This window comes from Mesorhizobium sp. Arg314 (assembly GCF_053714275.1).
The window spans coordinates 26,154-47,763 of the sequence record NZ_JBSKBP010000028.1 but is presented as its reverse complement, the minus strand read 5'-3'; the positions used below and the strand labels follow the sequence as shown (position 1 = coordinate 47,763).

Below are 21,610 nucleotides of genomic sequence, written 5' to 3'. Positions count from 1 at the left end.
CCAGCCGGGCAAGACAGAGGCGACGCAGCGCCATGATGTCCCTAGAGGCGCTCATGCACGCCTCGCAGGATTGACGACGCCGTGATCACGCCGACATCGACGCCGCTCTGGTTGACCACCACCAACGGTGCGTTGCCGTGTTGATTGGACAGGCCAAGCAATTCCTCGATCGGGGTGTCGAGCCTCAGCCGCGGAGCATCGGCCATCGGCTGGCCCTGCCCGGAAACCTTGAAGGCCTCGAGCGGCAACATCACGGTTTCGGCCTTGAGAAGCTTGAGCCGGCTGCTCCCCTGGACGAACTTTTCTACATAGGGGTCGTTGGGACTGCCGATGATCTCGTCGGCCGACCCGATTTGAAGCATCTTTCCGTCCTTCATTACGCCGATATGGTGTCCGAGCCGGACCGCTTCATCGAGGTCGTGGGTGATGAACAGCGTTGTCTTTCCCAACTTCGTCGACAGCGCCTTGAACTGATCCTGCAATTCGCGCCGGATGAGCGGATCAAGCGCCGAGAAGGGTTCGTCCATCAACAGGATGGTGGGATCGGCGGCCAGCGCCCGGGCAAGACCTACCCTCTGTTTCATGCCGCCGGAGAGCTGGTCGGGGTAACGGTCTCCCCAGCCGGCGAGTTGGACGAGCTCGAGCTTTTCCTCCGCGATCTCGCGGCGTTGTCGTACGCTTGCCTTTCGCAGTTCCAGGCTGAGGGCCACGTTATCGCGAACGGTGCGGTGGGGAAGCAGAGCGACGTTCTGGAACACCATGCCCATCGTACGGGCGCGGAGTTCGCGCATCTCATTTTCGGATTTCAGATTGATGTCTTCACCGCCGACGATGATCTGGCCGGCGCTGGGCTTGATCAGACGGTTGACATGCCGGACCAGCGTGGACTTGCCGCTGCCGGAAAGGCCCATCACACAGAAGATCTCGCCCGCCTCGACCTTGAAGGAGACGCCGGCGACGGCCGCCACGCAGCCATATTTCTCGAGGAGCGTGGCCTTAGAAAGATCGGTGCGCTGAACGCTGGCGAGATCGAGCTTCGAGCCCGTCCCGAAGACCTTCCAGACGTCCTTGAATTCAACGGAGTGCGCTTTCAAAGGTAAGCTCCAGATTGAGATGTTTCGCCCGGCCGGCGAATTTAGAGCCGGACGAGAATGCGGCCGCAGCGCGGCCTTCTATTGTTTGGCCTCGGCTACCCAGTTGTTCCATTGTTCGAGAAGGATTTTACGGACCTTTGCGCAATGCCAAGGAGCAAGAATCCCTTGCCGCCGTATGAAATGCGGCGACGCCTTTCTATTCTAGGCGGGCCGCTCATAGTCGCCCCCCTTGTCTTGAGCAAGGAGTTCAGCGCCGCCCATCTTCCAGTCGTCCGGGGCGGCGGCGCTGGAGGGCCTGAGCATCGTGGTAAACACCGATGCGGGCCCCCGCCTGTACCAGGCGACGTGGCCGAACTGCCTGCGTCGCGACATCGCAGCCTGGGTCAGGCGATCGAGAATAATGGCAAGAATCACGATACCGATACCTCCGGTGGCCGCCAGACCGACATCCAGGCGACCAATCCCGCGCAGGACCATCTGCCCAAGCCCGCCAACGGCAATCATGGAGGCAACGACCACCATCGAAAGCGACATCATCAATGTCTGATTGATGCCTGCGAGAATGCTCGGAAGCGCCAGCGGCAATTGAGCCTTGAAGAGAAGCTGGTTGTTGGTGGCTCCGAAGGCGCGCATGGCCTCGACGACCTCTTCGGGGACCTGCCGGATGCCCAACGCGGTCAGCCTGATGACGGGCGGCAGCGCAAAAATGATCGTCACGATCACGCCCGGCACGTTGCCAATGCCGAACAGCATGACGACCGGCACGAGATAGACGAATGATGGGATCGTCTGCATGGTGTCGAGGATCGGCCGGCAGATCGCGGCCGCCCGCTCACTGCGGCCAGCAATCACTCCGATCGGGATGCCGACGATCATGCAGAAGACCACCGACGTGAAGACGAGCGACAGCGTCGTCATCGTTTCACCCCAGATGCCAAGGAGGCCGACAACCACCAACAAGCCCACGACCTGAAGCGCCAGGCGCCAGCCGGCGATCTGCCAGGCAATCAGGCCGACGAACACGAGGGTGACGAGCGGCGGGATGCCGTTAAGGGCGAGATTGAAGGTCGTGAGCAGCTTGTCGAAAGGCCATTTCAGGGTCTGGAACACAGGGCGATAATTGGTGACCACCCAGGTCAGGACGTCCTGGACCCACTGACTGAAGGGCAGATGCCAGCTTTTGAACGGATCTAAGATATCGGCCAGACTCACAAAAGCTCCTTTCGACCAGAAAACCGACTTACGAGCGCTTTCTGGATACTGCCCAACGCGATGGGCGCAAGCGCCGCCTTGATTTTTCCAAAGGCGGAAGAATTGGCTGCTTGCTCGCGGCCAGCGCAGCATGCTCGAAAAGCTAGTATAGTCGCTGTCGCATTGATCCACTCACTCCCACCCGGATTTGCACCACGTCCGCGAGTTGTGGCCCTGTCAATTCAAGAAACGCTAGACACGCGGGAGCGACAAAACAACCGAACAAATAGTTATACGCGCGCGACTAAATGTTATCGGGCGAGTGCGGCTCCTGACGCGCGACCGGGCCTTCATGAGCGAACAGTGGCGCGGCGCCTACGGAGTTGTCGAGCGGCGCGGGCGCGACGGGCTGCAAATCCTTGACCTCGGCGATCAGCCAGTCGCGGAAGATCTGGACGTCCTCGCGCCCGCTCGAAGTGTCCGGAATCACCAGGTGATGTTTGCGGCCCGTGAGATAGCTTTCCGCGAGCGGTCTGATCAGCGTGCCTTCGTTGACGTAGTCACTCACCAGATGGCGCCAACCCAGGCCGATGCCGTAGCCTCGGATCACCGATTGCATAAGTGTTGGGTAGTTGTTGAAGGTAATGGTGCGCTTGAATGAAGGCGCGATTCCGAACTGCTCCAGCCAGTGCACCCAGTCGAAGGGCGACCATGGGTAGACGGACCAGTGCTGATCGTCCATCACCAGAAGGACCTCATTCACCAGATCCGCCGGCGACAGAATTTGCGGCGACTGTGCGTGATAGGCCTTGCTGCAGACTGGAAAGACCTCCTCGCTGAACAATTCGGTGGCCGCATAGCCAGGACGCGGCAGATGCCCCATGACCACGGAAACGTCGAAACCGTCTGTCGCTGGCGCGGGGCTGCGCTCGAGCGAGACCAAATGGAGATCGACTTTGGGATTGGCCGCGACGAAGTCGCCGATCCGCCGGCTCATGAACAGGGTCGCGAAGGACATCGGCATCCCGACCGTCAGCGGCTGGGCTTTCTGCCGCCTGCGCACGCTGTCGAAGGCCGCCGCCATATGCCCAAGGCTCAGCGCCACAGCCTCGAACAACTCCTCGCCAGGGGCCGACAGCGAGACCTTCTGGTTGCCACGGTTGAAAAGCTGGACCTGGAGATGGTCCTCCAGCGTAAGGATATGGCGGCTGACTGCCGCCTGAGTGACCGATAGCTCGTTGGCGGCCTTGGTGAAGCTGAGATGCCGTGCCGCCGCCTCAAATGCCCTAAGGGCGCTCAACGGGAGCCTGCGATAGTCCTTCGACATGAGTAATTGTTATACCGGTCCCGAAAAAAAGTAAATTGCGTCTCGCGTTGTTCTCTATAAGCATGGCAGCCATCGATCGATAGCAATGATCTCAATCGCGCTGGAACGCCGGGCGCCAAATTCGAGCTGCGGGTTGAGCGCATGATGCGCATCCCAGTCAACAAATGAAAGTCATTGCCTGACCAAGTATTGTGACGGCAATTCGTAGCGCGGACGGTGCTGAACGGGACAGGGGCGAGAGACACAGCCCGGAAAGGCAACCAGGGGCCAAGGGCGGCGAGGCCATCGTCTCCGGTCCCCTTCAAACAACTCCCAAGGCTTCACCGGAAGCCTGGTCGGTACCCCATCGAACATGGGGTACCGACCTTTCTCGACAGACAATGAGGCAGGACCGACATGGCCGATGACGAGATCATCCTATCCGAGCTGTCCGACGAGGAACTCGTGCAGCAGATGCATGACGACCTCTATGATGGGCTGAAGGAAGAAATCGAGGAAGGTACTCATATTCTGCTCGAGCGCGGCTGGGTGCCCTACACGGTGCTCACCGAGGCGCTGGTCGAAGGCATGCGCATCGTCGGCGAGGATTTCCGCGACGGCATCCTGTTCGTGCCGGAAGTGCTGCTCTCGGCCAACGCCATGAAGGCCGGCATGGCCATCCTGCGCCCGCTGCTTGCCGCCACCGGCGCGCCCAAGCAGGGCAAGATGGTGATCGGCACCGTCAAGGGCGACATCCATGACATTGGCAAGAACCTTGTCGGCATGATGATGGAAGGCGCCGGCTTCGATGTCATCGACCTCGGCATCAACAACCCGGTCGAAAAATATATGGCCGCGCTTGAAGAGCACCAGCCCGACATCATCGGCATGTCGGCACTGCTCACCACGACCATGCCCTATATGAAGGTCGTCATCGACACGATGAAGGAAAAGGGCATTCGCGACGATTACGTCGTGCTGGTCGGCGGTGCGCCGCTCAATGAGGAATTCGGCAAAGCCGTCGGCGCCGACGCCTATTGCCGCGATGCCGCGGTGGCGGTCGAGACCGCCAAGGATTTCATGAAGCGGCGCCACAACGCACGGGGTTGAAGCCCATAGTCAGATGCCCGGCGTTAGGCGCTGGTTAACTTTGATGACCATCGAACGGGACCTGTGATCTGATGAATGCGCCCTTTTCAGCGGGAGACCATGCGCGCATCGTGGGATGGAGCCCTGGCCGGCTGCAGATCGACAGTCGCGATCAAACATTCCGCCTAGCCATCCTTCCGCTTCCCGGGTTCTCCCAGCTCAGCCTGTCGTCTTTCGTGGATCCGCTTCGCCTTGCCAATGCGGTCACAGGCAGGAGGTTTTTCGAATGGACGCTGGTCAGTCCAGACGGACAGCCAGTGGAATGCGCCAGCGGCTTCAGCCTCGCGGTCGCCGGCGACTTTGCAGGGGTCGCAGAGAGTATCCAGGCCTGCAAGGGACCGAGCATGGTTGTCGTGTGCGCCGGCGAGCGGGTCGAAGAACACGCCTCGGCGTCGCTAAGCAGGATTCTACGCCTCTGCAAGCGGTTCGGCACACCGCTCGCAGCACTTGGCACCGCCACGTGGCTGCTGGCCGAAAGCGGGGTCCTGGAAGACAGCGCCTGTACGATCCATTGGGACATGCGGGCTGCCCTTGGCGAGACCTTTGGGCGGCTTATGGTGACTGATCGGCTGTTCGTCAGAGACACGCAATTCGCCACCTGCGCCGGAGAGTTCGCCTCTTTCGATCTTGTCATGGACCTGATCGGCGAGCATCTCGGCAAGGACACCGCGCTGGCTGTCTGCAGGCATACCACGGCCGGGCATTGGCGCTCGGCAAGCGACAGGCAATGGACGATCACCGGCAGCGAAATGGTGACCTCGAAGGCGCTCGCGGAAATCATCCGGATCATGGAAGAACATGTAGAGGACCCGCTGCCGCTGCGCGACATTGCCAGATGCGTCGGCCGCTCCAGACGTCAGATCGAGCGGCTGTTTGAGCGATCGGTTTCATCCTCTCCGATGCGCTATTACATGACGCTGAGGCTTGCCCGCGCCAAGCGTCTGGTCCAGCAGACCGACATGCCGATCGTCGAGATCGCGATCGCCTGTGGCTTCGAGTCGGCATCGCATTTTTCGAAATGCTTTCGACAGATGTACGGCTGCAATCCCAAGGCCTGCCGGGGTTAACTTTTAGCGACCGCGCTCGGACGTCAACGTCGTCATCGCTTGCAAAGCGGCCCGTCTCGCCAAAGCGAAGATACACGATCGGGCCAGGTTCCCTCATGGCCGCGAAGAGACTACCCGGCGCTCGCCTCCCGACAGATCATTGAGGACGCGGAGACCCGGCGATCGAACTCGCCAACACTATGCCGCTGGTTCCCTTAGCGTCATCCTCTTGGATGTCGCCTTCGTCGCTGTTTCGTGACATCGGCTGCCGGTTCGTGGTCGGCGAGGTTTGCGGTAGCGGGTCATAGCCGCTTGTCCGTCGGTGCGCTGACCTTCTTCGGCGTCTGGAAGACCCAATAGTGTGCGTCTTCATCGGCGACGTATCTGCCATTCCTTAGACACTGTGTCGGTATAAGAATGCCTTCATCCTGCAGACACCGCACCTGGTCTTCAAAGGATGTAGCATCCACATAACTCTTGCGCGTGCTTGCAATGACGAAGCCGTTCGGGCGGGTGACGCGAGCCAGCTCGCGCAATCCATCTGGTCGGACGTGTCCGAGCGTTAGGACGCCGCAGCAGACGGTCAAGTCATAACTCGCGCTGGAGTAGGCCGAGAGCCGCCCGTTAAGGTCGACTTCGCCTCGGGCCTGGCGGTAGACACCGGTTTGCCGGGCCTTTTCGGCCATCTCTTCGGAGAGATCGAACCCGTCGATCAGCCGGAAGCCGAGGCGTTTCAGTTCGACGCCGACGAGCCCTGTTCCGCAGCCAGCGTCCAGGATTGCGATGGCGTTTCGCTCCCTGGCCAAGTAGGCCGTCTGCACGGCGCCTGCCAGTTCCGCCACGATCATCGGCCCGCAGTACCCGACGCGGCCTTGATCCAGATCGAAGGCACTCGCCCATCCGCGATATAAGTCGGCCAAGCGACCGGCGTCGCCGTCGAGGGCATGGGATGCTTTCATGCGCTCCCGTGCGGCTTCCTCCGGTGTTGTCTGCTGATCCAGGGTCTTCATTGGGGTTCCTCCGTGTAAGGGTAGATGAGTGCGGCACTGCATTCGGGACGGGCAATGCCCCACAGCTGAAACTACGATTGTTCTTTGACACTATGCAAAGGATGGTTGTTTGACCATGCGAAGACTTCCTGATCTTGGTTCCTGCTGGTCCTGCATCAACGCTCTCCACGATAAGCCATTGGCACTGCAAAGACAGCGAGAGAGAAAGATGCTATTTGGCATTCTCAACAGTTATTGTACCCGAAAAGTAGTCGCAGAAAAGATAATGTTTAATAATGTTTAGATTGCATTGCGTTACAACGTCGAAACACAAGAATTACATTGCATTCATATTCTGAAACACCGACGGGGACGGCAGGAAATGAGACACGGGCCCGGCCCGATATGCATTGGGATAGCGTAAGTCAGGACCTTGCGCGCCGACCAGAGATGCTTTTTTCGAGCTCCGGGCCAAACGGGGAGAGATTTCCGATGATGCTGCGCCCGCTGAGGTTACTCTCTTATGTTTCCTGTCAAGGCTGAAGGCGAGCGGGATCGGCTACTGAGCGCGAAGTGTGCGAAGAGTCGTAGCGCCGCCAGGAGGGTCATAGTCTTCCAATCGCCGTGCGCAACCTTGGCCTTGATCCTCTCGCCGCGCGGCGCCCTTCCCCTGAGCGGAGCCATGTCGATCTTGGTTCATGGTGAGTAGGCCGAGGGATTTCTACCCGCCCGCGCAGAACCTCTCGATTCGCACCGCTCCCATCAGGTATGGTTCTGCCGGATCGCCTCGCGCCCGAGAGCCACCGCTAGAAGTGTCTTGCCGGATACCCGGCAGAGTGGGTTCATAGTGCCCGTTATCGGGAAGACAAAGGAAAGAAATTTGTCCGCTACGCTTTTCATCTTCGCGCGGGCAAAAGAGATTTTCGTCACGGGCCGCCAGCGTTATTGTGGCGAGCCGGCCTATATCAACCGGATGGCCTTCAACCGTTGATCCCGGTCTGGATGACCGAAGAGATTTTGAGTTCCTGATCGTAAAAGCATTTGTGTTGCCCCCTGCCCAAGGCAACCGGGCTGCTACCAGCAGGTGTAGCCGCCATCCACCAACAGTACCGTACCTGTAATATAGCTTGACGCATCGCTCGCCAGAAAATGGACCGCGGATGCCACCTCATGAGGCTGGCCGAAGCGACCCATCGGTGTCCGGTCACACCATGCATTGACCACGTCTTCGGGATACGTGCCGGTCGTCTCGGACTGTACGAACCCGGGGGCAACTGCGTTCACGCGCACTCCGGATCTTGCCCACTCGGTCGCAAGTGTCTTGGTCACCATGTTCAATCCGGCCTTGCTCGCATTGTAGGCCGTGACGACGGATGGCTGTCGGGTAACGATCTCCCCGCACATCGAACCTATATTTACAATCGTCCCAGAACCGCGCTTCGCCATTAGGGAGCCGAACGTGCGACTGCAGTAGAAGACGCCATCCAAATTGACGGAGAGGACCGCCCGCCAATCCTCATCTGTGGTATGATTTGTCGGCGCGGCACGAGACACGCCGGCATTGTTGACAAGAATGTCGGGGCAAACGTCGATTCTACCGGCGAGATCGCGCACCGCCTGCGAGTCCGTAACATCGAGTTGATGGACCTGCGGGTTGACGGGAAACTGACTTGCAGCGCGCGCCACGCGGCTCCCATCAGTTCCAGTAAGGATTATGTCCGCACCCGCCTCTTGCAAGGTAAGCGCGATCTGCAGACCGATTCCGCGCCCTCCGCCGGTTATCAACGCGGTTTTCCCGGTTAAATCGAACTTGCTACCGAAAGATGTGCATCCCGCAAGTCTCATTGCTGCTCTCCGTCGATGTCCCCTAGCGTACCGATGATTCCATTCGAAATAGAGTATTGCGCCGAATCGCGGCATTCGTCATTCGGCCGAAGTCTTTGAGGATGTCAGACTAGCCGCCGTACGGCGGCGATGATGTGATCCTTCGTCGGGAAGAAATCCTTCTCGAGGGCCGGACTAAAGGGTACGTGAATATCCGGCGCGCTGACCCGCAGGATCGGACGCTTCAACAGATCGAAGGCCTCCTCCGCCATCACTGCGGCGATTTCACTTCCGACATTGCAGATGCGGTGCCCGTTCTCAACGAGCACGATCCGTCCGGTCTTGGCGACTGAAGTTTTAATGGCCTCATGATCGAGCGGCTTCAATGTTCGCGGGTCGATCACTTCGGCGGAGATGCCTTCCCGGGCGAGCGCGTCGACAGCCTCCATCGCCGGCCGAATGGCACCGGCGATAGCTATAAGGGTTACGTCTTCTCCTTCGCGCTTCACATCCGCTTTGCCGATCGGGATTATATGGTCTGGATTTGTGGGCACATCCCCCCTGAGCGGCCACAGACGGGTGTCTTCGAAGACCAGTACAGGATCACCGTCGCGGATGGCCGCTTTCATAAGTCCTTTGATGTCGGCGGCGCTGGTTGGGCTGATGATCTTGAGGCCCGGCACATTCATAAAAAACGGATAAGGCCGGTCGGCATGCTGCGCCGCCTCGGCGCCCGTCGAGAACATACAGCAACGAAACACGATCGGAATGTCAATTTGGCCTCCAGTCATATACCGCAATTTCGAGGCCTGGTTGATGATCTGGTCCGAGGCGAGATATACGAAGCTGGCACCTGCTAGGTCGACGATCGGTCGCAATCCGTTGATGGCGGCCCCGATTCCCAGCCCGGTAAAGCTGCCTTCTGAAATCGGCGTATTCCAAACACGGTTCTTGCCGAACCGCTCAATAAGCTTGGCACCGCCGTGAACCGAGATGTCTTCTCCGATCAGGACGACGCGGTCATCACGCTCCATTTCCTCCATCTGCGCCTGCATGAGCGCTTCAAGATAGGTCATCTGAATATGGGTGCCGGGCGTCACGGCAAGTTTCTGGGCACGAGTTTGCATGCCAATTAATTCCTCTGCTGCCCCACGAAGCGGTGATCCACGGCAAGGAGCGAGTTGAACATGTAGTCGGGCAAAGTTTCAGGCCGAGGCAGAGGGCTGGCCAAGGCGAATTGTACAGCCTGCTTGACAGCTTCGACGACTTCGTCCTCGATTGCTCTCAGACTCTTGTCATTTATGCCTTCATCGAGGAGCACAGTACGATACAGCAAAATTGGATCGCGGGCCCGTTTTTGAGTCTCGACTTCTTTAATCGATCGATAAGGCTCCCCCGGAATCGCCAAGCCGAAGTTGTGCTCATCGAACCGATAGGTGTTGGCTACTATTAGAGTGGGTCCCTCGCCCGCGCGTGCTCGAGTGACGGCCTGTGCCGCAGCTTCATAGATGGTGCCCACACTCTGCCCGTCTACCGTGACCGCTCGCATGCCGTAGCCCACGGCCCGCAGCGCGATGTCCGGCTGCCCGTGGCTTTGCGCCACCGAGGTGGTCATGGCGTAGCCGTTGTTCTCGCAAAGATAGATCGCCGGAAGCTTCCACAGCGACGCCATGTTGAGGCTTTCGTGAAAGGTGCCCTGGTTCACCGCTCCATCGCCGAAGAAGCAAAGGGTAACCTGATCGACGCTCCGCACCTTGGCGCTGAACGCGCATCCTGTGGCGAGAGGAATGCCCCCTCCCACGATACCCGATTCGCTGATTATCCCAACGGAACTATTGGCAAAGTGCATCGAACCGCCGCGCCCCTTGCAAATGCCGCCCTCCTTTCCCATCAACTCGGCCATCAGTGTGTCCAGGTGCGCACCCTTTCCAATTGGATGGCCGTGCGAACGATGAGTTCCGGTCATGCCGTCATCGTCCCGAAGGGCGAGACACGCCCCCACTATGGCGGCTTCCTGACCTACGCTCGAGTGGAACCAACCAGGGACATTGCTAGCTTCAAACTGGCGCATACCCTCTTCTTCGAATCGACGGATGCGAAGCATCCGCCGATAAGCTTCCAATCTTTGATCACCCTTCAATTGCATGACCACAACGTTGCTCCAATTTGAAGAAAAAGATGCCCACCCGAGACGGCACGGCGCAGGTCCTGTAAATTCGTCTTATTTTATCCATCCACTTTCCTGATTCTCCCGTAATCCGTAACAAAAGAGCGTGCCGAGCAACTATCGCGCTTGGAAATTAAGAAGCTTTGTGAGCGCATACCTCTTGGATTTCTTTGCAAGGAAGGAGTTGGTTCCTCGTCTTCGTCCTCGAACAACCAGTCGGCATGGGTGATTTGGGTGCCTCGGAAGCCCCCGGCTCGGATAACTGGTTCAGCCAGTTGTATAAAGGTGCTGGTGAGACGCTGAGGTTGCCCTGGGCGGCCCTTTGATGGATTTCTTTGGCATGCGCATTCGGATGAAGTTCGGTCAACGGCAAATCGACGAGCGACTCGTTGGTGCCTCAGACGAATCATCCGCAATAAAGACCACGGGTCTCTGGACTGGACCATATCCAGATGAAAAGGGACGACCTTCTCAGGCGCTTGTACGGAGCTTCGCGGTGCCAGCACTGGCCTTTTCCCTATTTTTCTACATACGTTAGAGTCTGAGCAAGCGCCGCGCCATTTGACCTAAGGCTATGCAATCACAATGCTTTTACAGCAAAGAGGCCTCGCCGGAACAAATCCGCAAACCTTCTTTCGTTCGAAACAAGACAAGAATGTCGAGAGCCCAAACAAAGAATGCGTGAGACAGGCCGCAAACACGCGGCTTGATCTGCCCGGAAACGTCATCGGTCTGCTTTCAGGACGTGTGGCGCAATTACGCCACCTTGTATGTCTCATCACCCGCTGCGGCCAATGGTTGCTGGGCTCAAGCAGACGCTGTTTATCTCGCTGGCTCAGGCGCCCGTAGCCATCACCCTGTGGCGCGCCGACTACAATCCTGTTTCATAACACCCATCTGTCTATGTTGTTGAAGGGAATAGGCTTTGCTGATCGGGATGCGATCCTGCGGGGTATTTGGGACAGGGCATGCGGCTTTCCGAGTTCTGACCGGCTGAACGATCCACGGACCATCCGGCAGGGGATGAACGCCTTCGATCTCGCCTGTCTCGGCGGCGAGCCTGAGGGTCTTCGGTGCAACGCCGAGAAGGCGTGCGGCCTTGTTCAGGTTGAGCCACGGTTCGTTGCCCTCCGGCGCCGGTCGGAAGACCGGAATCTTGTGATGCGACCGGTGCGCCGTGACCCGTTCGCGCGTCCAGCGATTGCCATGCCCGGTCACCAGGCCGTTGCGGTTGAGAATGCCGGCAATCAGATCGTCGCTGGCGATTAGTACCAGTTGCCGCATGGCGGCGATGATGTCGGCGGAGGTGCTGTTGCGTTGTCCGCGGCGCCGCTTCGGCAAGCGCAGTTCGGTGTGAACCCCGCCGATCCAGTGGATCAGCAGGCGGATCTCGGAGGCTTCATCATCAATATCGGCGATCACCTCCTGAATGACGGTACGCGCGATGCGCTTCTTGAGCCGCGCACCTGTCGTCGGTGCCGCCCAGACGATGTGGAGGTTCGCGGCCAGCGCGCCAAGGTCCATCGTCAACACAGGTGACGGCTTCGCCCTTGCGGTATCATGTGTGGCGATCTTGCCCTCGATCTCGCCGACATGTGCGAGGGCACGGTTCCACCGCGTCTCCAGTTCCGCGGCGACCAGCCGGTTCTCGGGGTCGGCCGCGTTTACCGGAAAGCCCGGTCGGCGACGTAGCGTGCAGCCTCCAGATCGCGACCGAGAGCGTCCCGAACCTGGTCGCGGCGATTGGCAGCCTGCGCTTCGGCCTCGGCGGCAGCCGCGACCGCGCCGGGCTCGACCACCTGCAGAAGGGCCTCTTCAATAGCGTCATCGACGCGAAGTCCGCCGAAGGCGATGCAGCGCGGTTCGCCATTGTCGAGCAGGCCCCGCCAGCAGGAATAGCGCGGGATGTTGTGCTTGATACCGGTGTATCGCACCGTGAGCTTGCGGCCGCAGCGGCGGCACCGGACAAGCCCGGCGAGCAATGCATCGCCATGCTTCGGTGCTCCGTGATGCCGGCCCGTTGGCACGTTGTCGCTCACCATTGTGCGGATTGCCTCCGCTCGTTCCCAACTGACGTAACCTTCATGGCTGCCCGGGATCAGAGCCAGCCATTCCTCTCGGGCCTTGCGACGAACGCCCGACCGAGGAGCCGTCGATCCAAATCCCGGCGCGGCACGAGTCCTACCATAGGCATAGGCGCCGCCGTAGATCGGGTTCTCGATCATCCGGTGGATCGTGCCATAGCTGGTCTGCGCCAGACGACATCGCCGTTGTTGCGCCTGGTGGGCAAATCCAGGCCATGCTCGAGGAACCACATCAAGGCCTGACGGGCGCTGCCGAGCGCGGCGACCTTGTCGAACACAAGGATGATCGCCTCTTGCACGCGGCGGTCGGGATCCTTCTCGAGCCGATCCCCGACCTTTACGAAGCCGACAGGTGCCGCGACCACGAGTTCGCCACGGCGTGCCTTCTCGTAGCGGGCCGAGAGCGACCGCTGGCGCAAAAGGTCGAGTTCGTACTCGTTGAGGCTTCCCTTTAACCCCAGCAGCAGCCGGTCGTTGCCTTGGCGCGGTGCATAGACCGTCTCCTGGTCGACCAGCACGGTGTCGACGACGCGGCACATCTCGATGAGCTGCTGCCAGTCGCGGCTGTTGCGGGCAAACCGCGACACTTCCCGCGCCGCGACCGCGCCGACCTTGCCGAGACAGACTTCCGCGACCATTCGGTCGAAACCGGCGCGTGCGACGCCGCCGGCGGCGGACCGGCCGAGATCATCATCGACCGTCTCGACGCGAGACCACCCGAGCGCCGTCAGGCGATCGCGCATCGCATATTGGAGCGTGCTGCTCTCGCGGTTGTGCAGGACTTGATGGGCCGACGACTGCCGCACGTACAGTATCGCCTTGCGCTCAAGATGGTGCGGCCTGATCTTCTCATGCATCATGATCCGCGCCCTCCTGTCGCCCGGCGCGATCGCCGCCGACGTGGTCGAGGATCAGACGCACCATCAGCTTCGTCACTGACCGACGCGTCTCGACAGGCAGCGCCTGCCATCGCGGCGCCTCCATCATCATGTCGGTGTCGTTCAACCTGGAGAACAGATCGAACTGGTAAGTCGTGGGCTTGCGCGGCATGGACCTCTCCCCGGTTCGAGTCGTGAGAGTCCGATGCTGCGCCGATCTTCTGAGATTGCGACGGCACGCCTGTGTCACGGAGAAGCTCAGCCAAGGCGACAAGCACGGCAAGATCGACCTGCGCGGCAGCCGTGATGCGCCAGCTCACGCCAGCCGATCGGTCGAACATCCACGCCGGAACCTCCAGCCACCGGTCCGACGCTTGGTCGGAAAGGCTGCAGCGGAAAATCGTCACATCACCCTTCTTGATCACTTCATGGGTATGGACCTGCAGCCCGGCCCACGGATGCCACGGATAGCAAAGCTCGCGCTCAATCCCAGTCCCGTGGGTGTTAAGTCGTCGAGTTGTACAACACCGCGCGGCCGCACTCCCAAATCGCCTGGCAGACCCCGGCCGAGTTCGCCAGCACCTTCAATCCGCGACGGTCGCTCGCGCTGCGCTATGCCAAAGGCTCCGCGCCAGCGCCCGTCGCTTCACCCGCCCAGCAGGGCACAACCCACGCCGGAAACGAACCCAAAACTGGATAGAAACTGGGGAAACATCACTATCCGCGACCGCTGAGCGTAACAAGCGATGTGCTGTCGCCGCATGACAATTCGCGACGAGACCAGGAGGAGGCCCCAACGACCGCAAGCTTCGCGCGCACGAAGGCGATCCCGCAGGCCGGTTGGAATGCCGGCGTCTACTTGTGATGCTGAGTGCGAGGGACGCGCCGTGGACCACAAGCGAGAGACGACTTGTCAGGCTTCTCGTGTGCACCAGAAGCTATTGTGCCGATTGTCGAGCAACGGCGCCTGCAATCTCTAGCGCGTCTAGGGGCATAGGCACCAACTCCGTCAGATCTGTTGCATGTGTTTCCAGGAATCCGGCCGCGGCGGCGGACGAAATGGACATCAACATCGGCGGTTGAAAGGCGTAGAGTGGTAGTGACGAAAGCCGCGCGCGCTCCTCCTCAAAGCTGCTCGGCTCATAAGGGGCTCCTATCTTCTGCGCGAGATCCGGGATTGAAAATGCGGTAGCTCCCGATAACTCGTAGCAACGGCCGGCATGGTTAGCCGGATCACCCAGCACAGCAAGCGCCGCTTCGGCCAGATCCGCTCTTGCGACTGCGGAAATCCGACCCTCGCCGAATGGTGTGGCAATCACCCCGCCGCGCGGCGCGGCGAGAGCGCCAACCAGTTCTGCATAGAGACCGTTGCGAAGGATGGTCCAGGCCATGCCGCTTGCCCGAAGCTCGCGCTCGGTCCAACGATGAGCCAGTGCAAAGCCGAGATGATCGCTCGCACAGGTGAGGCTCGTATAAACGACCTGCTTCACCCCCTGCGCACGGGCAGCAGCCAGGACCGCACCATGCCGACGCATCACGCAGTCGTCTTCAGCAGAGCCCGCCGAAGTCAGGAACATGATCTCGACCCCGGTGAAGTCAAGCGTTTCAGGTCTGTCGAAGTCTATGTGACGATCAGTAGCGGCTGCTCTACTGCCGGCGAGAATCGCAATGCCCTTCTGCCGCGCCCGTGTTACGATCTGCGATGCCAACTGCCCCGAGGCTCCGGTGATGAGGATCATGGCTCTTCCTTCCATGGATGGAGGCACTTAAGGCGCCCAGCTTTGTCGATGAGTGCCCAGGTCATTTTTCACGGTCCCGCCGACTACTCGCTCCAGTCTACAACCCGCTCCACCCGTTCGAGGTTGCCAAACTATGGAGGGCTCTGAGTCAGCTTGGCCCGATACTCCTCATCCAAAATGGTGGGGAGGGATATCTTTTTGGTTCGCGCTCCGTCGACAGAGATCATTTCACCGCTGACGAAACTGGAATCCTCACTAGCCAACCACAGGACCGCATTGGCTATCTCCTTTGGAGCGCCGATTCGTCCGACCGGATGAAGTTGACCCAACTCCCTCTCGATCAAGCTTGGGTCCGGGTGCATCTCGACGTACGCACGGTTCAGATCGGTATCGATCCAGCCGGGACATACGGTGTTGCAACGGATGCCATCAGGCCCGAGATCAACGGCCAGTCCTAGTGTAAGGCCATGGACGCCGGCCTTCGTGGCCGCGTAGGCAGTATGCCACGGGTTGACCATATAGGCCTCTACGGATCCGATGTTGACGATCGTGCCTGAGCCCACGAGTCTCATCTCCGGAACCACATACTTGGCCATTAAAAACGGGCCACGGAGATTGACCGCCATTAGCCTGTCCCAATCCTCGGCCGTCTGTTCGTCGATCGACTTGTGAATGACCGTGCCAGCATTGTTGACCAGGACATCGATCCTACCAAACTTCTCGAGGACCTCGTCAACGAATGTCCGAACCGAGACCTCTTCTGTGACGTCAAGAGATATGAAAGTGAGCCTCTCGACGCCACCGGAATGTACGGCGCCGTGGTCACGCAAGTCGCCGACGACAACCGCGGCGCCTTCATCAGCGAGCCTGTCTGCGATCGCCCGCCCAATGCCCCGATTGCCACCGGTGACAATGGCAACTTTGCCTGTTAGCCGATTACCCAAAAATCCCTCCTATCCTGCGTGACACACTGTCATCTATTGGAATAGCAACGGTTGTGTGCGTCAAGTTCTGCAAAATGGGGCGGCCATATTGCTGGTCATGCGGCTTGGCGTAGAGCGAGCTTCTTGTGCTCGCGCAGGTCGTCCATGTTGATGTAGCGGTTGGCCTCCTTCCAGTTCTCGTTGGTCTCGACGGCCAGCGCCCTGACGAGGCGCAGGCAGCTTTCGGCGTTGGGGAAGATGCGTACGACATAGGTGCGCCGGCGGATTTCCTCATTGAGGCGTTCGAGCATGTTGGTGGACTTGAGATGCTTGTGGTGCTGGCGTGGCAGGCAAAAGAAGGTCAGCGTGCGCTCGATGGTCTCCTCCACCCACGTCGTCAGCCTTGGATAGCGGCCCGACCATTTGGACAGCCACGCGGCGAAGGCCTCTACGACAGCCCCCTATCGACGACATTGCCCCAGTAACGATAACTACCTTCTTGGAATGGATCATGGTAATGATTGCCCATTAGAAATAGTGAGGTCTAGTGGTAGAAGGCTGGCCAGCAAGATACCGAACGCGGTTCGATTTTTACAAACGCTTCGGTGGTGGTGGCGCACCTCATCATCACGACCTTCGGCCGAAATGTCGAAACGATCATGCCATCTCCCCTTCAACCGTGCTGCCGCGTTCAAGCGGTGCCCCGCCTTGTCCAATCAAGCTACTGATCGAAGGTGTGGAGACAAACTGCCGTCGAAGATCTGATCGAGGTTTTTTGCGACATAATCGGGAGCGCCGTTCTCGCCTTGACGCAACTCGCCGCAGCTGTTGAGGCCGGTGGTTACGAGCAGGGCGTCGAGCCCGGCCGCTTTTGCGCCTTTGATGTCAGTATTCAGCTGGTCGCCGACCATCAGAAGGCGGTCGGTACCGGCCCGAGCGATGCATTCCTCGAAAATCGCTCGTCCTGGCTTGCCCACAAGTACCACCGAGATCGGAGGTGCCCCAAACGGTGCCAATCCTGCCTTAAGCATTGGCCCTATTATGCTAGGTCCAAAGATGAGTGAGCCGTTCTTGCTGGGATAAATGACGTCCGCGTTTGCCGTGATGATGCGAGGCATTTGGCCAGTCTCGATCAGTCTGCATTGGAAGATCGACAGGATGCGGTCGGCAGCTCGTTTGAAATCGAAACCTTCGTCATCGAGCACCACGAGCGTGTCGAATGTCTCGGCTATATCAGCGCAACGAAGATTGGGATGCGTGCCGAAAACGTCATGCGCAGCTTGTGGACTGCCCAGATAAGAAACTAATCGACCGGCTGCCAGCTCTTCAAGTACCCGAAGTCGTGCAACACCTCCTGCAGAGACTATACTGTCAACTGTCGGGATCGGAAGTCCGGCGCCGCGAAGACGTGAGAATATGGTTTGATCCGATCCGCTGCTAATATTCGTCACGATGTAGAATGGCTGACCGGACGCATTAAGTCGCGCCAAGATATCAGCAGCGCCTGGGAGAGCGTCATTTCCGCTGACCAGGACTCCCGTCGCGTCAAAAAGTATCGCGTCATAGCAATGGGCCAGCGTCTGGGGACGTGTTTTTTTGGGAGCGGCGGGTGCAAGGCAAGCTGAGTCCGTCCTTGGCTGAACTGCCTCAGAGGACGGACAACAGCTCTCACGCAAGACGCTCGCTTCGGGTGGTATGCTGCCTTGGCACGCCTCGGCATAAGCCCAGGCCAGCCATTCGCATAAAATCGAAAGATCTTCTGACTCGACAGTTGGCCCCGCCCATATTCGGAATCCGGGGGGGGCGTCACCATAGCTCCAAATGTCAAAGGCCGCGCCCTCCGCTTCGAGCAGACGGCTAATCCGACCGGCGATTTTCTCATCGTCCTCCGTTTCTCCGGCTGCGAGTTGCTCTGTTGGAAACCGGAGAGTGATTGAACAGGCCGAGCGTGAAGCGGGATCGATGCAGGTCCAATCAATCCACGGAGTGGAGTCCACCCAGTCCGCCATGACAGCATAGTTATCCGCAACCCTGTTCAGAAGCGCGGATAGTCCCCCGCACGCTTCGGCCCAGTCTAGCGCAGAATGGATATCCTCGACGGCGAACATGCTCGGGGTCGAGATCGTGCGCCCGCCAAAGAACGCTTCGTTCACCGACCCGTCGGCATTATGAAGTTTCATGAGCCGGGCCACGGGCTTGCTCCCGCCGACCTTGAGACGTGCCTGGGCCCGAGGCGAGAGCGCGATCATACCGTGGCCGCCTTCGCCACCAAGCGCCTTCTGCCATGACCAGCACAGAACGTCGATTCGATCGTAGTCGATGCGCCTCGTGAAAGCTGCAGAGACCGCATCGGCGATCACAAGTCCGGCACGGTCAGGAAAAATCCAGTCAAGATCCGGTGGACAAACGCCGCTGTTGGTGCCGTTTAATACCAGGACGATGTCGTTATTGGGATCGATCCCGTTCGTGTCTGGGAATTCCCCGAAAGGACAAACATGGCGCCTCTGGGAGGCTAGCCCTAACGTATCGATCTCATTTGCCCAATACCGCGAGAAGCTATCTGACACGAATGTCTCGACTGGCAACGGGCCCAGCAAGTTGTGTAGTGCCATGCTGCAAGCTCCAGTGCCCGAACCGGGCACGATACCGCAAATCCAGCTATCAGGCAGCTCTAACAAAGCCACCATGCGCCTGATTACCTCTTTCAGCCTTTCTGCCCCTTCGGGGCTCCGGTGGCTGCGTCCAAGATACCGCAGCATGGTTGAATGCACGCTCCAGCCCGGATGTTTGCGGCAGGGGCCTGATGAAAATCGCGGATCGGACGGAAGGACCGACGGTTTTACTGGAGCATTTGGTAGAGCCATGGCTGCCTCCAAAAGGCGTGCCTCAAGCAATATGAGCAATCAGGCGATCTTCTGAGCCATCAGCTGCGAGAGGCTTTCATCGGCGAAACTCACCCGTTCATCGGCGCGGAGCTTAGAAAGGCGGTCGATAATCGCGGCATCAGAGAAGGTCCCCTCTTCGCGCAGCTTTTGAACATAGGAAGGATGGATGAAGTTTGAGCCGGCGAACTGATATGCCGCGCTGCTGCCCCACCCATACCGTTTGCGAAGCGGGTCGAAGTGACTCAGCACGTGCTCCAGCAGTGCCTGTTCCGCGGCTGAATCGACACGACCGAGAACCGGCAGGAGCTGCTCACTGGCCGTATTTCCGGCTCCGCGGCCCATGCCGCCCATCGTGCAGTCTATCCAGGTCGCTCCTGCCATCGCGGCCGCCACTGAATTGATCAGTGCGTATCCGCGGTTGTCATGGCCATGAAATCCGATCTCGCTCGCAAGTCGACCAGCAAACCGGCCGATCAATTCCTGAACACGGCTCGGCTTCATAGAGCCAAAGGAATCAGCGATATAAAGCACGTCAAAGCTGTCAAGCTGCTGCAATTCCTTCAGGCAGACCTCGACTGCCGCATCATCCGCTGCATCGATCTGCATGAGGTTCAAAAACACGCGGAAGCCCCGGTGAGCCAACTCAGCGCAAATGTCATGGCATGCTGCCACTTTGCTGTAGTGCGCCGCGACTCGTATGGTCGTGATCCGTCCTGGCCGTAATCCCTCTGTGAGGCGCGCCACGGCAATGGGTAAGGACAGTTCGCTCGCAAGCGCATCTTTAGCATCGATCATCACGCATGCTTGAACTAGGAGATCAGCAGCTATCTCTTCGGCCTTAGAGGTCGTCACACTGGCGAAATATCCGCTACTCTCAGGCTTTCCGGCGAGCCCCAGCTCGACCATGCGTACCGGAAGGGCGTTGATGGTAGCGACATAGTCCCAGACCAGTCCTGGTGAAAACTCCCAACCCGTGTAGTATCCACCGTCACGCAGGGTGCAGTCTAGGAAGTTTAACTCATCTGGTATCGTGCCTAACATTGTTCCACTTCCTTCTCCCGCCCCACTAGTCGAAACGTCTGCTTGGATCAGCTCGCGGCGTAACCCCCATCCACATACAGAATCTCGCCGGTGACGAACGATGCAGCTGGGCTCGCGAGGAAGATGTAAGGCCCGAAATACTCGGACAAATTCCCCCGGCGCCGCATTGGAGTGAGGTCCATTGCCCGGCGCTGGTAAGGCGTATCGAGGTTCGGATGCACTCCATCCATGAAGTTGTTGATAAATCCAGGTGCGACGGCATTTACGCGAATGCCCTTGTCGGCCCATTCCACCGCCATGGTGCGCGTCAGTTGATTGACGCCCCCTTTGCTCGCAGCATAGACAGCCAGCCCAGGTATGCCGAGCGAACTGGCGACTGAAGACGTCATGATGATGCTGCCATCGCCTTGATGGAGCATTGCTTGGGCGGCAAACTTGGCGCAATAGTAGTAGCCACGCAGATTAGTGTCGACAATCTCGTCCCATTCCGGCTCTTCATAGGAATGCGCTGGCTTTATGATGTCCGTGCCTGCGTTGCAGACCATCACATCGATCCGCCCAAAACGGTCGACCGTGCCACCGATCAATGCCTTGCAATCGTCGTGCGATCGCACATCAGCGCGGATAGCCATCACCTCGATTCCTTGGCCCGCAAGTTCGGCCTCTGCTCCGGCCAGTTCAGCATCATTGTGCGAGGAAAGGACTACCTTCGCCCCCAATCGTCCAAAGCAGGTGGCGAGAGACTTGCCCAGACCGCGACTCGAGCCTGAAATGCAGACGACCTTACCGTCAATTCCGAACAGCTCCTGGTATCCTTCTCTGATGTTGTGAGTTGTATCAGGCATCATCGACCACCTACTCCCACCAACTATTTTTCGCTTTAGTGCAAGTGACGTCCATCATTCAGCACGCAAGACAGCGTGATCAAATCCCAAGAGGCGATGTCTGACATTGCGGAACATCGCCTGATGCGCGCCAACCCAGGCGGTAAGGTCAACTGTTTCGGCATGATCAAAGCCATGGCGAAACTCAGGAGCTGCGTTGCCGCCCTCCGACGGGTCAACTTCTTCCGCACTCTGTGCATGCCAATAGTACGGATCGAACTGTGAGAGATCACTCTCAGCTGTCAGGCACTGCCTCGGCCGGCTTGCAGAGCTATTTCCAACACTTAAGGAGAAAGTGAGCTCCCGCTTAGGACGAGGGCGAATGCCGGCATGCGCGATCGAAGACGCAAGATCGATATCGGCACTCTGTGCGTTGGCTGTATTCACGCGGCGGCTCCTTAGACCATGGG

General features: G+C 59.1%; 19 protein-coding genes and 2 pseudogenes. 2 read left to right on the top strand and 19 right to left on the bottom strand.

The window, feature by feature from the left end:
• Nucleotides 1–41 precede the first annotated feature (41 nt).
• The 3 genes from ACWGS9_RS24665 to ACWGS9_RS24655 all read right to left on the bottom strand — a co-directional run bounded on the left by ACWGS9_RS24665 (nt 42) and on the right by ACWGS9_RS24655 (nt 3,612).
• On the bottom strand, nt 42–1,094 hold the full coding sequence (locus ACWGS9_RS24665) for a quaternary amine ABC transporter ATP-binding protein (protein WP_454507702.1): 1,053 nt from the start codon (nt 1,092–1,094) through the stop codon (nt 42–44).
• A 201-nt stretch (nt 1,095–1,295) separates the two neighbouring features.
• On the bottom strand, nt 1,296–2,306 hold the full coding sequence (locus tag ACWGS9_RS24660; RefSeq protein WP_454507701.1) for an ABC transporter permease: 1,011 nt from the start codon (nt 2,304–2,306) through the stop codon (nt 1,296–1,298).
• A gap of 283 nt (nt 2,307–2,589) precedes the next feature.
• A complete protein-coding gene (locus ACWGS9_RS24655) occupies nt 2,590–3,612 on the bottom strand; it encodes a LysR substrate-binding domain-containing protein (RefSeq protein WP_454507700.1) in 1,023 nt (340 codons plus the stop codon).
• A 396-nt stretch (nt 3,613–4,008) separates the two neighbouring features.
• Here ACWGS9_RS24655 and ACWGS9_RS24650 point away from each other — a divergent pair, with 396 nt between their 5' ends.
• Complete coding sequence (locus ACWGS9_RS24650; protein WP_454507699.1) at nt 4,009–4,701, top strand: corrinoid protein; 693 nt, start codon at nt 4,009–4,011, stop codon at nt 4,699–4,701.
• A gap of 71 nt (nt 4,702–4,772) precedes the next feature.
• Nucleotides 4,773–5,807 carry a GlxA family transcriptional regulator gene (locus ACWGS9_RS24645; RefSeq protein ID WP_454507698.1) on the top strand — a complete coding sequence of 345 codons (1,035 nt, stop codon included), beginning with the start codon at nt 4,773–4,775 and terminating at the stop codon, nt 5,805–5,807.
• A 281-nt stretch (nt 5,808–6,088) separates the two neighbouring features.
• On the opposite strand, the gene ACWGS9_RS24640 is transcribed toward ACWGS9_RS24645, so the two are convergent.
• The 16 genes and pseudogenes from ACWGS9_RS24640 to ACWGS9_RS24565 all read right to left on the bottom strand — a co-directional run bounded on the left by ACWGS9_RS24640 (nt 6,089) and on the right by ACWGS9_RS24565 (nt 21,587).
• Nucleotides 6,089–6,796, bottom strand: a complete 708-nt coding sequence (locus ACWGS9_RS24640; RefSeq protein WP_454507697.1) for a class I SAM-dependent DNA methyltransferase — start codon at nt 6,794–6,796, stop codon at nt 6,089–6,091.
• A 561-nt stretch (nt 6,797–7,357) separates the two neighbouring features.
• A pseudogene (locus ACWGS9_RS24635) lies at nt 7,358–7,471 on the bottom strand (IS630 family transposase); the annotation flags it as partial.
• A 378-nt stretch (nt 7,472–7,849) separates the two neighbouring features.
• Nucleotides 7,850–8,620 carry an SDR family NAD(P)-dependent oxidoreductase gene (locus ACWGS9_RS24630; RefSeq protein ID WP_454507696.1) on the bottom strand — a complete coding sequence of 257 codons (771 nt, stop codon included), beginning with the start codon at nt 8,618–8,620 and terminating at the stop codon, nt 7,850–7,852.
• Between the two features lie 104 nt (nt 8,621–8,724).
• Nucleotides 8,725–9,726 carry an alpha-ketoacid dehydrogenase subunit beta gene (locus ACWGS9_RS24625; protein WP_454507695.1) on the bottom strand — a complete coding sequence of 334 codons (1,002 nt, stop codon included), beginning with the start codon at nt 9,724–9,726 and terminating at the stop codon, nt 8,725–8,727.
• 5 nt (nt 9,727–9,731) lie between these two features.
• A complete protein-coding gene (locus ACWGS9_RS24620; RefSeq protein WP_454507732.1) occupies nt 9,732–10,703 on the bottom strand; it encodes a thiamine pyrophosphate-dependent dehydrogenase E1 component subunit alpha in 972 nt (323 codons plus the stop codon).
• A gap of 915 nt (nt 10,704–11,618) precedes the next feature.
• On the bottom strand, nt 11,619–12,290 hold the full coding sequence (locus tag ACWGS9_RS24615; RefSeq protein ID WP_454507731.1) for a recombinase: 672 nt from the start codon (nt 12,288–12,290) through the stop codon (nt 11,619–11,621).
• Nucleotides 12,291–12,430: 140 nt separating this feature from the next.
• Nucleotides 12,431–12,991, bottom strand: a complete 561-nt coding sequence (locus ACWGS9_RS24610) for a recombinase zinc beta ribbon domain-containing protein (protein WP_454507694.1) — start codon at nt 12,989–12,991, stop codon at nt 12,431–12,433.
• Nucleotides 12,988–13,710, bottom strand: a complete 723-nt coding sequence (locus ACWGS9_RS24605) for a recombinase family protein (protein WP_454507693.1) — start codon at nt 13,708–13,710, stop codon at nt 12,988–12,990. The genes ACWGS9_RS24610 and ACWGS9_RS24605 overlap by 4 nt, the downstream gene beginning before the upstream one ends.
• The gene (locus tag ACWGS9_RS24600) at nt 13,700–13,900 is read right to left on the bottom strand and encodes a hypothetical protein (RefSeq protein WP_354418197.1); all 201 of its coding nucleotides are present in this window, start codon (nt 13,898–13,900) and stop codon (nt 13,700–13,702) included. Before ACWGS9_RS24600 ends, ACWGS9_RS24605 begins: the two co-directional genes overlap by 11 nt.
• 766 nt (nt 13,901–14,666) lie before the next feature.
• Complete coding sequence (locus ACWGS9_RS24595; protein ID WP_454507692.1) at nt 14,667–15,467, bottom strand: NAD(P)H-binding protein; 801 nt, start codon at nt 15,465–15,467, stop codon at nt 14,667–14,669.
• Nucleotides 15,468–15,598: 131 nt separating this feature from the next.
• Nucleotides 15,599–16,411, bottom strand: a complete 813-nt coding sequence (locus tag ACWGS9_RS24590) for an SDR family NAD(P)-dependent oxidoreductase (protein WP_454507691.1) — start codon at nt 16,409–16,411, stop codon at nt 15,599–15,601.
• Nucleotides 16,412–16,506: 95 nt separating this feature from the next.
• Nucleotides 16,507–16,836 (bottom strand): annotated as a pseudogene (locus ACWGS9_RS24585) (transposase); the annotation flags it as partial.
• A gap of 270 nt (nt 16,837–17,106) precedes the next feature.
• Nucleotides 17,107–19,254, bottom strand: a complete 2,148-nt coding sequence (locus ACWGS9_RS24580; protein WP_454507690.1) for an HAD-IA family hydrolase — start codon at nt 19,252–19,254, stop codon at nt 17,107–17,109.
• A 39-nt stretch (nt 19,255–19,293) separates the two neighbouring features.
• On the bottom strand, nt 19,294–20,316 hold the full coding sequence (locus tag ACWGS9_RS24575) for a beta/alpha barrel domain-containing protein (RefSeq protein ID WP_454507689.1): 1,023 nt from the start codon (nt 20,314–20,316) through the stop codon (nt 19,294–19,296).
• A 47-nt stretch (nt 20,317–20,363) separates the two neighbouring features.
• Nucleotides 20,364–21,164 (bottom strand): SDR family NAD(P)-dependent oxidoreductase, encoded by an 801-nt coding sequence (locus tag ACWGS9_RS24570; protein ID WP_454507688.1) that lies wholly within the window; start codon nt 21,162–21,164, stop codon nt 20,364–20,366.
• A gap of 51 nt (nt 21,165–21,215) precedes the next feature.
• Nucleotides 21,216–21,587 carry a hypothetical protein gene (locus tag ACWGS9_RS24565; RefSeq protein ID WP_454507687.1) on the bottom strand — a complete coding sequence of 124 codons (372 nt, stop codon included), beginning with the start codon at nt 21,585–21,587 and terminating at the stop codon, nt 21,216–21,218.
• Nucleotides 21,588–21,610 lie beyond the last annotated feature (23 nt).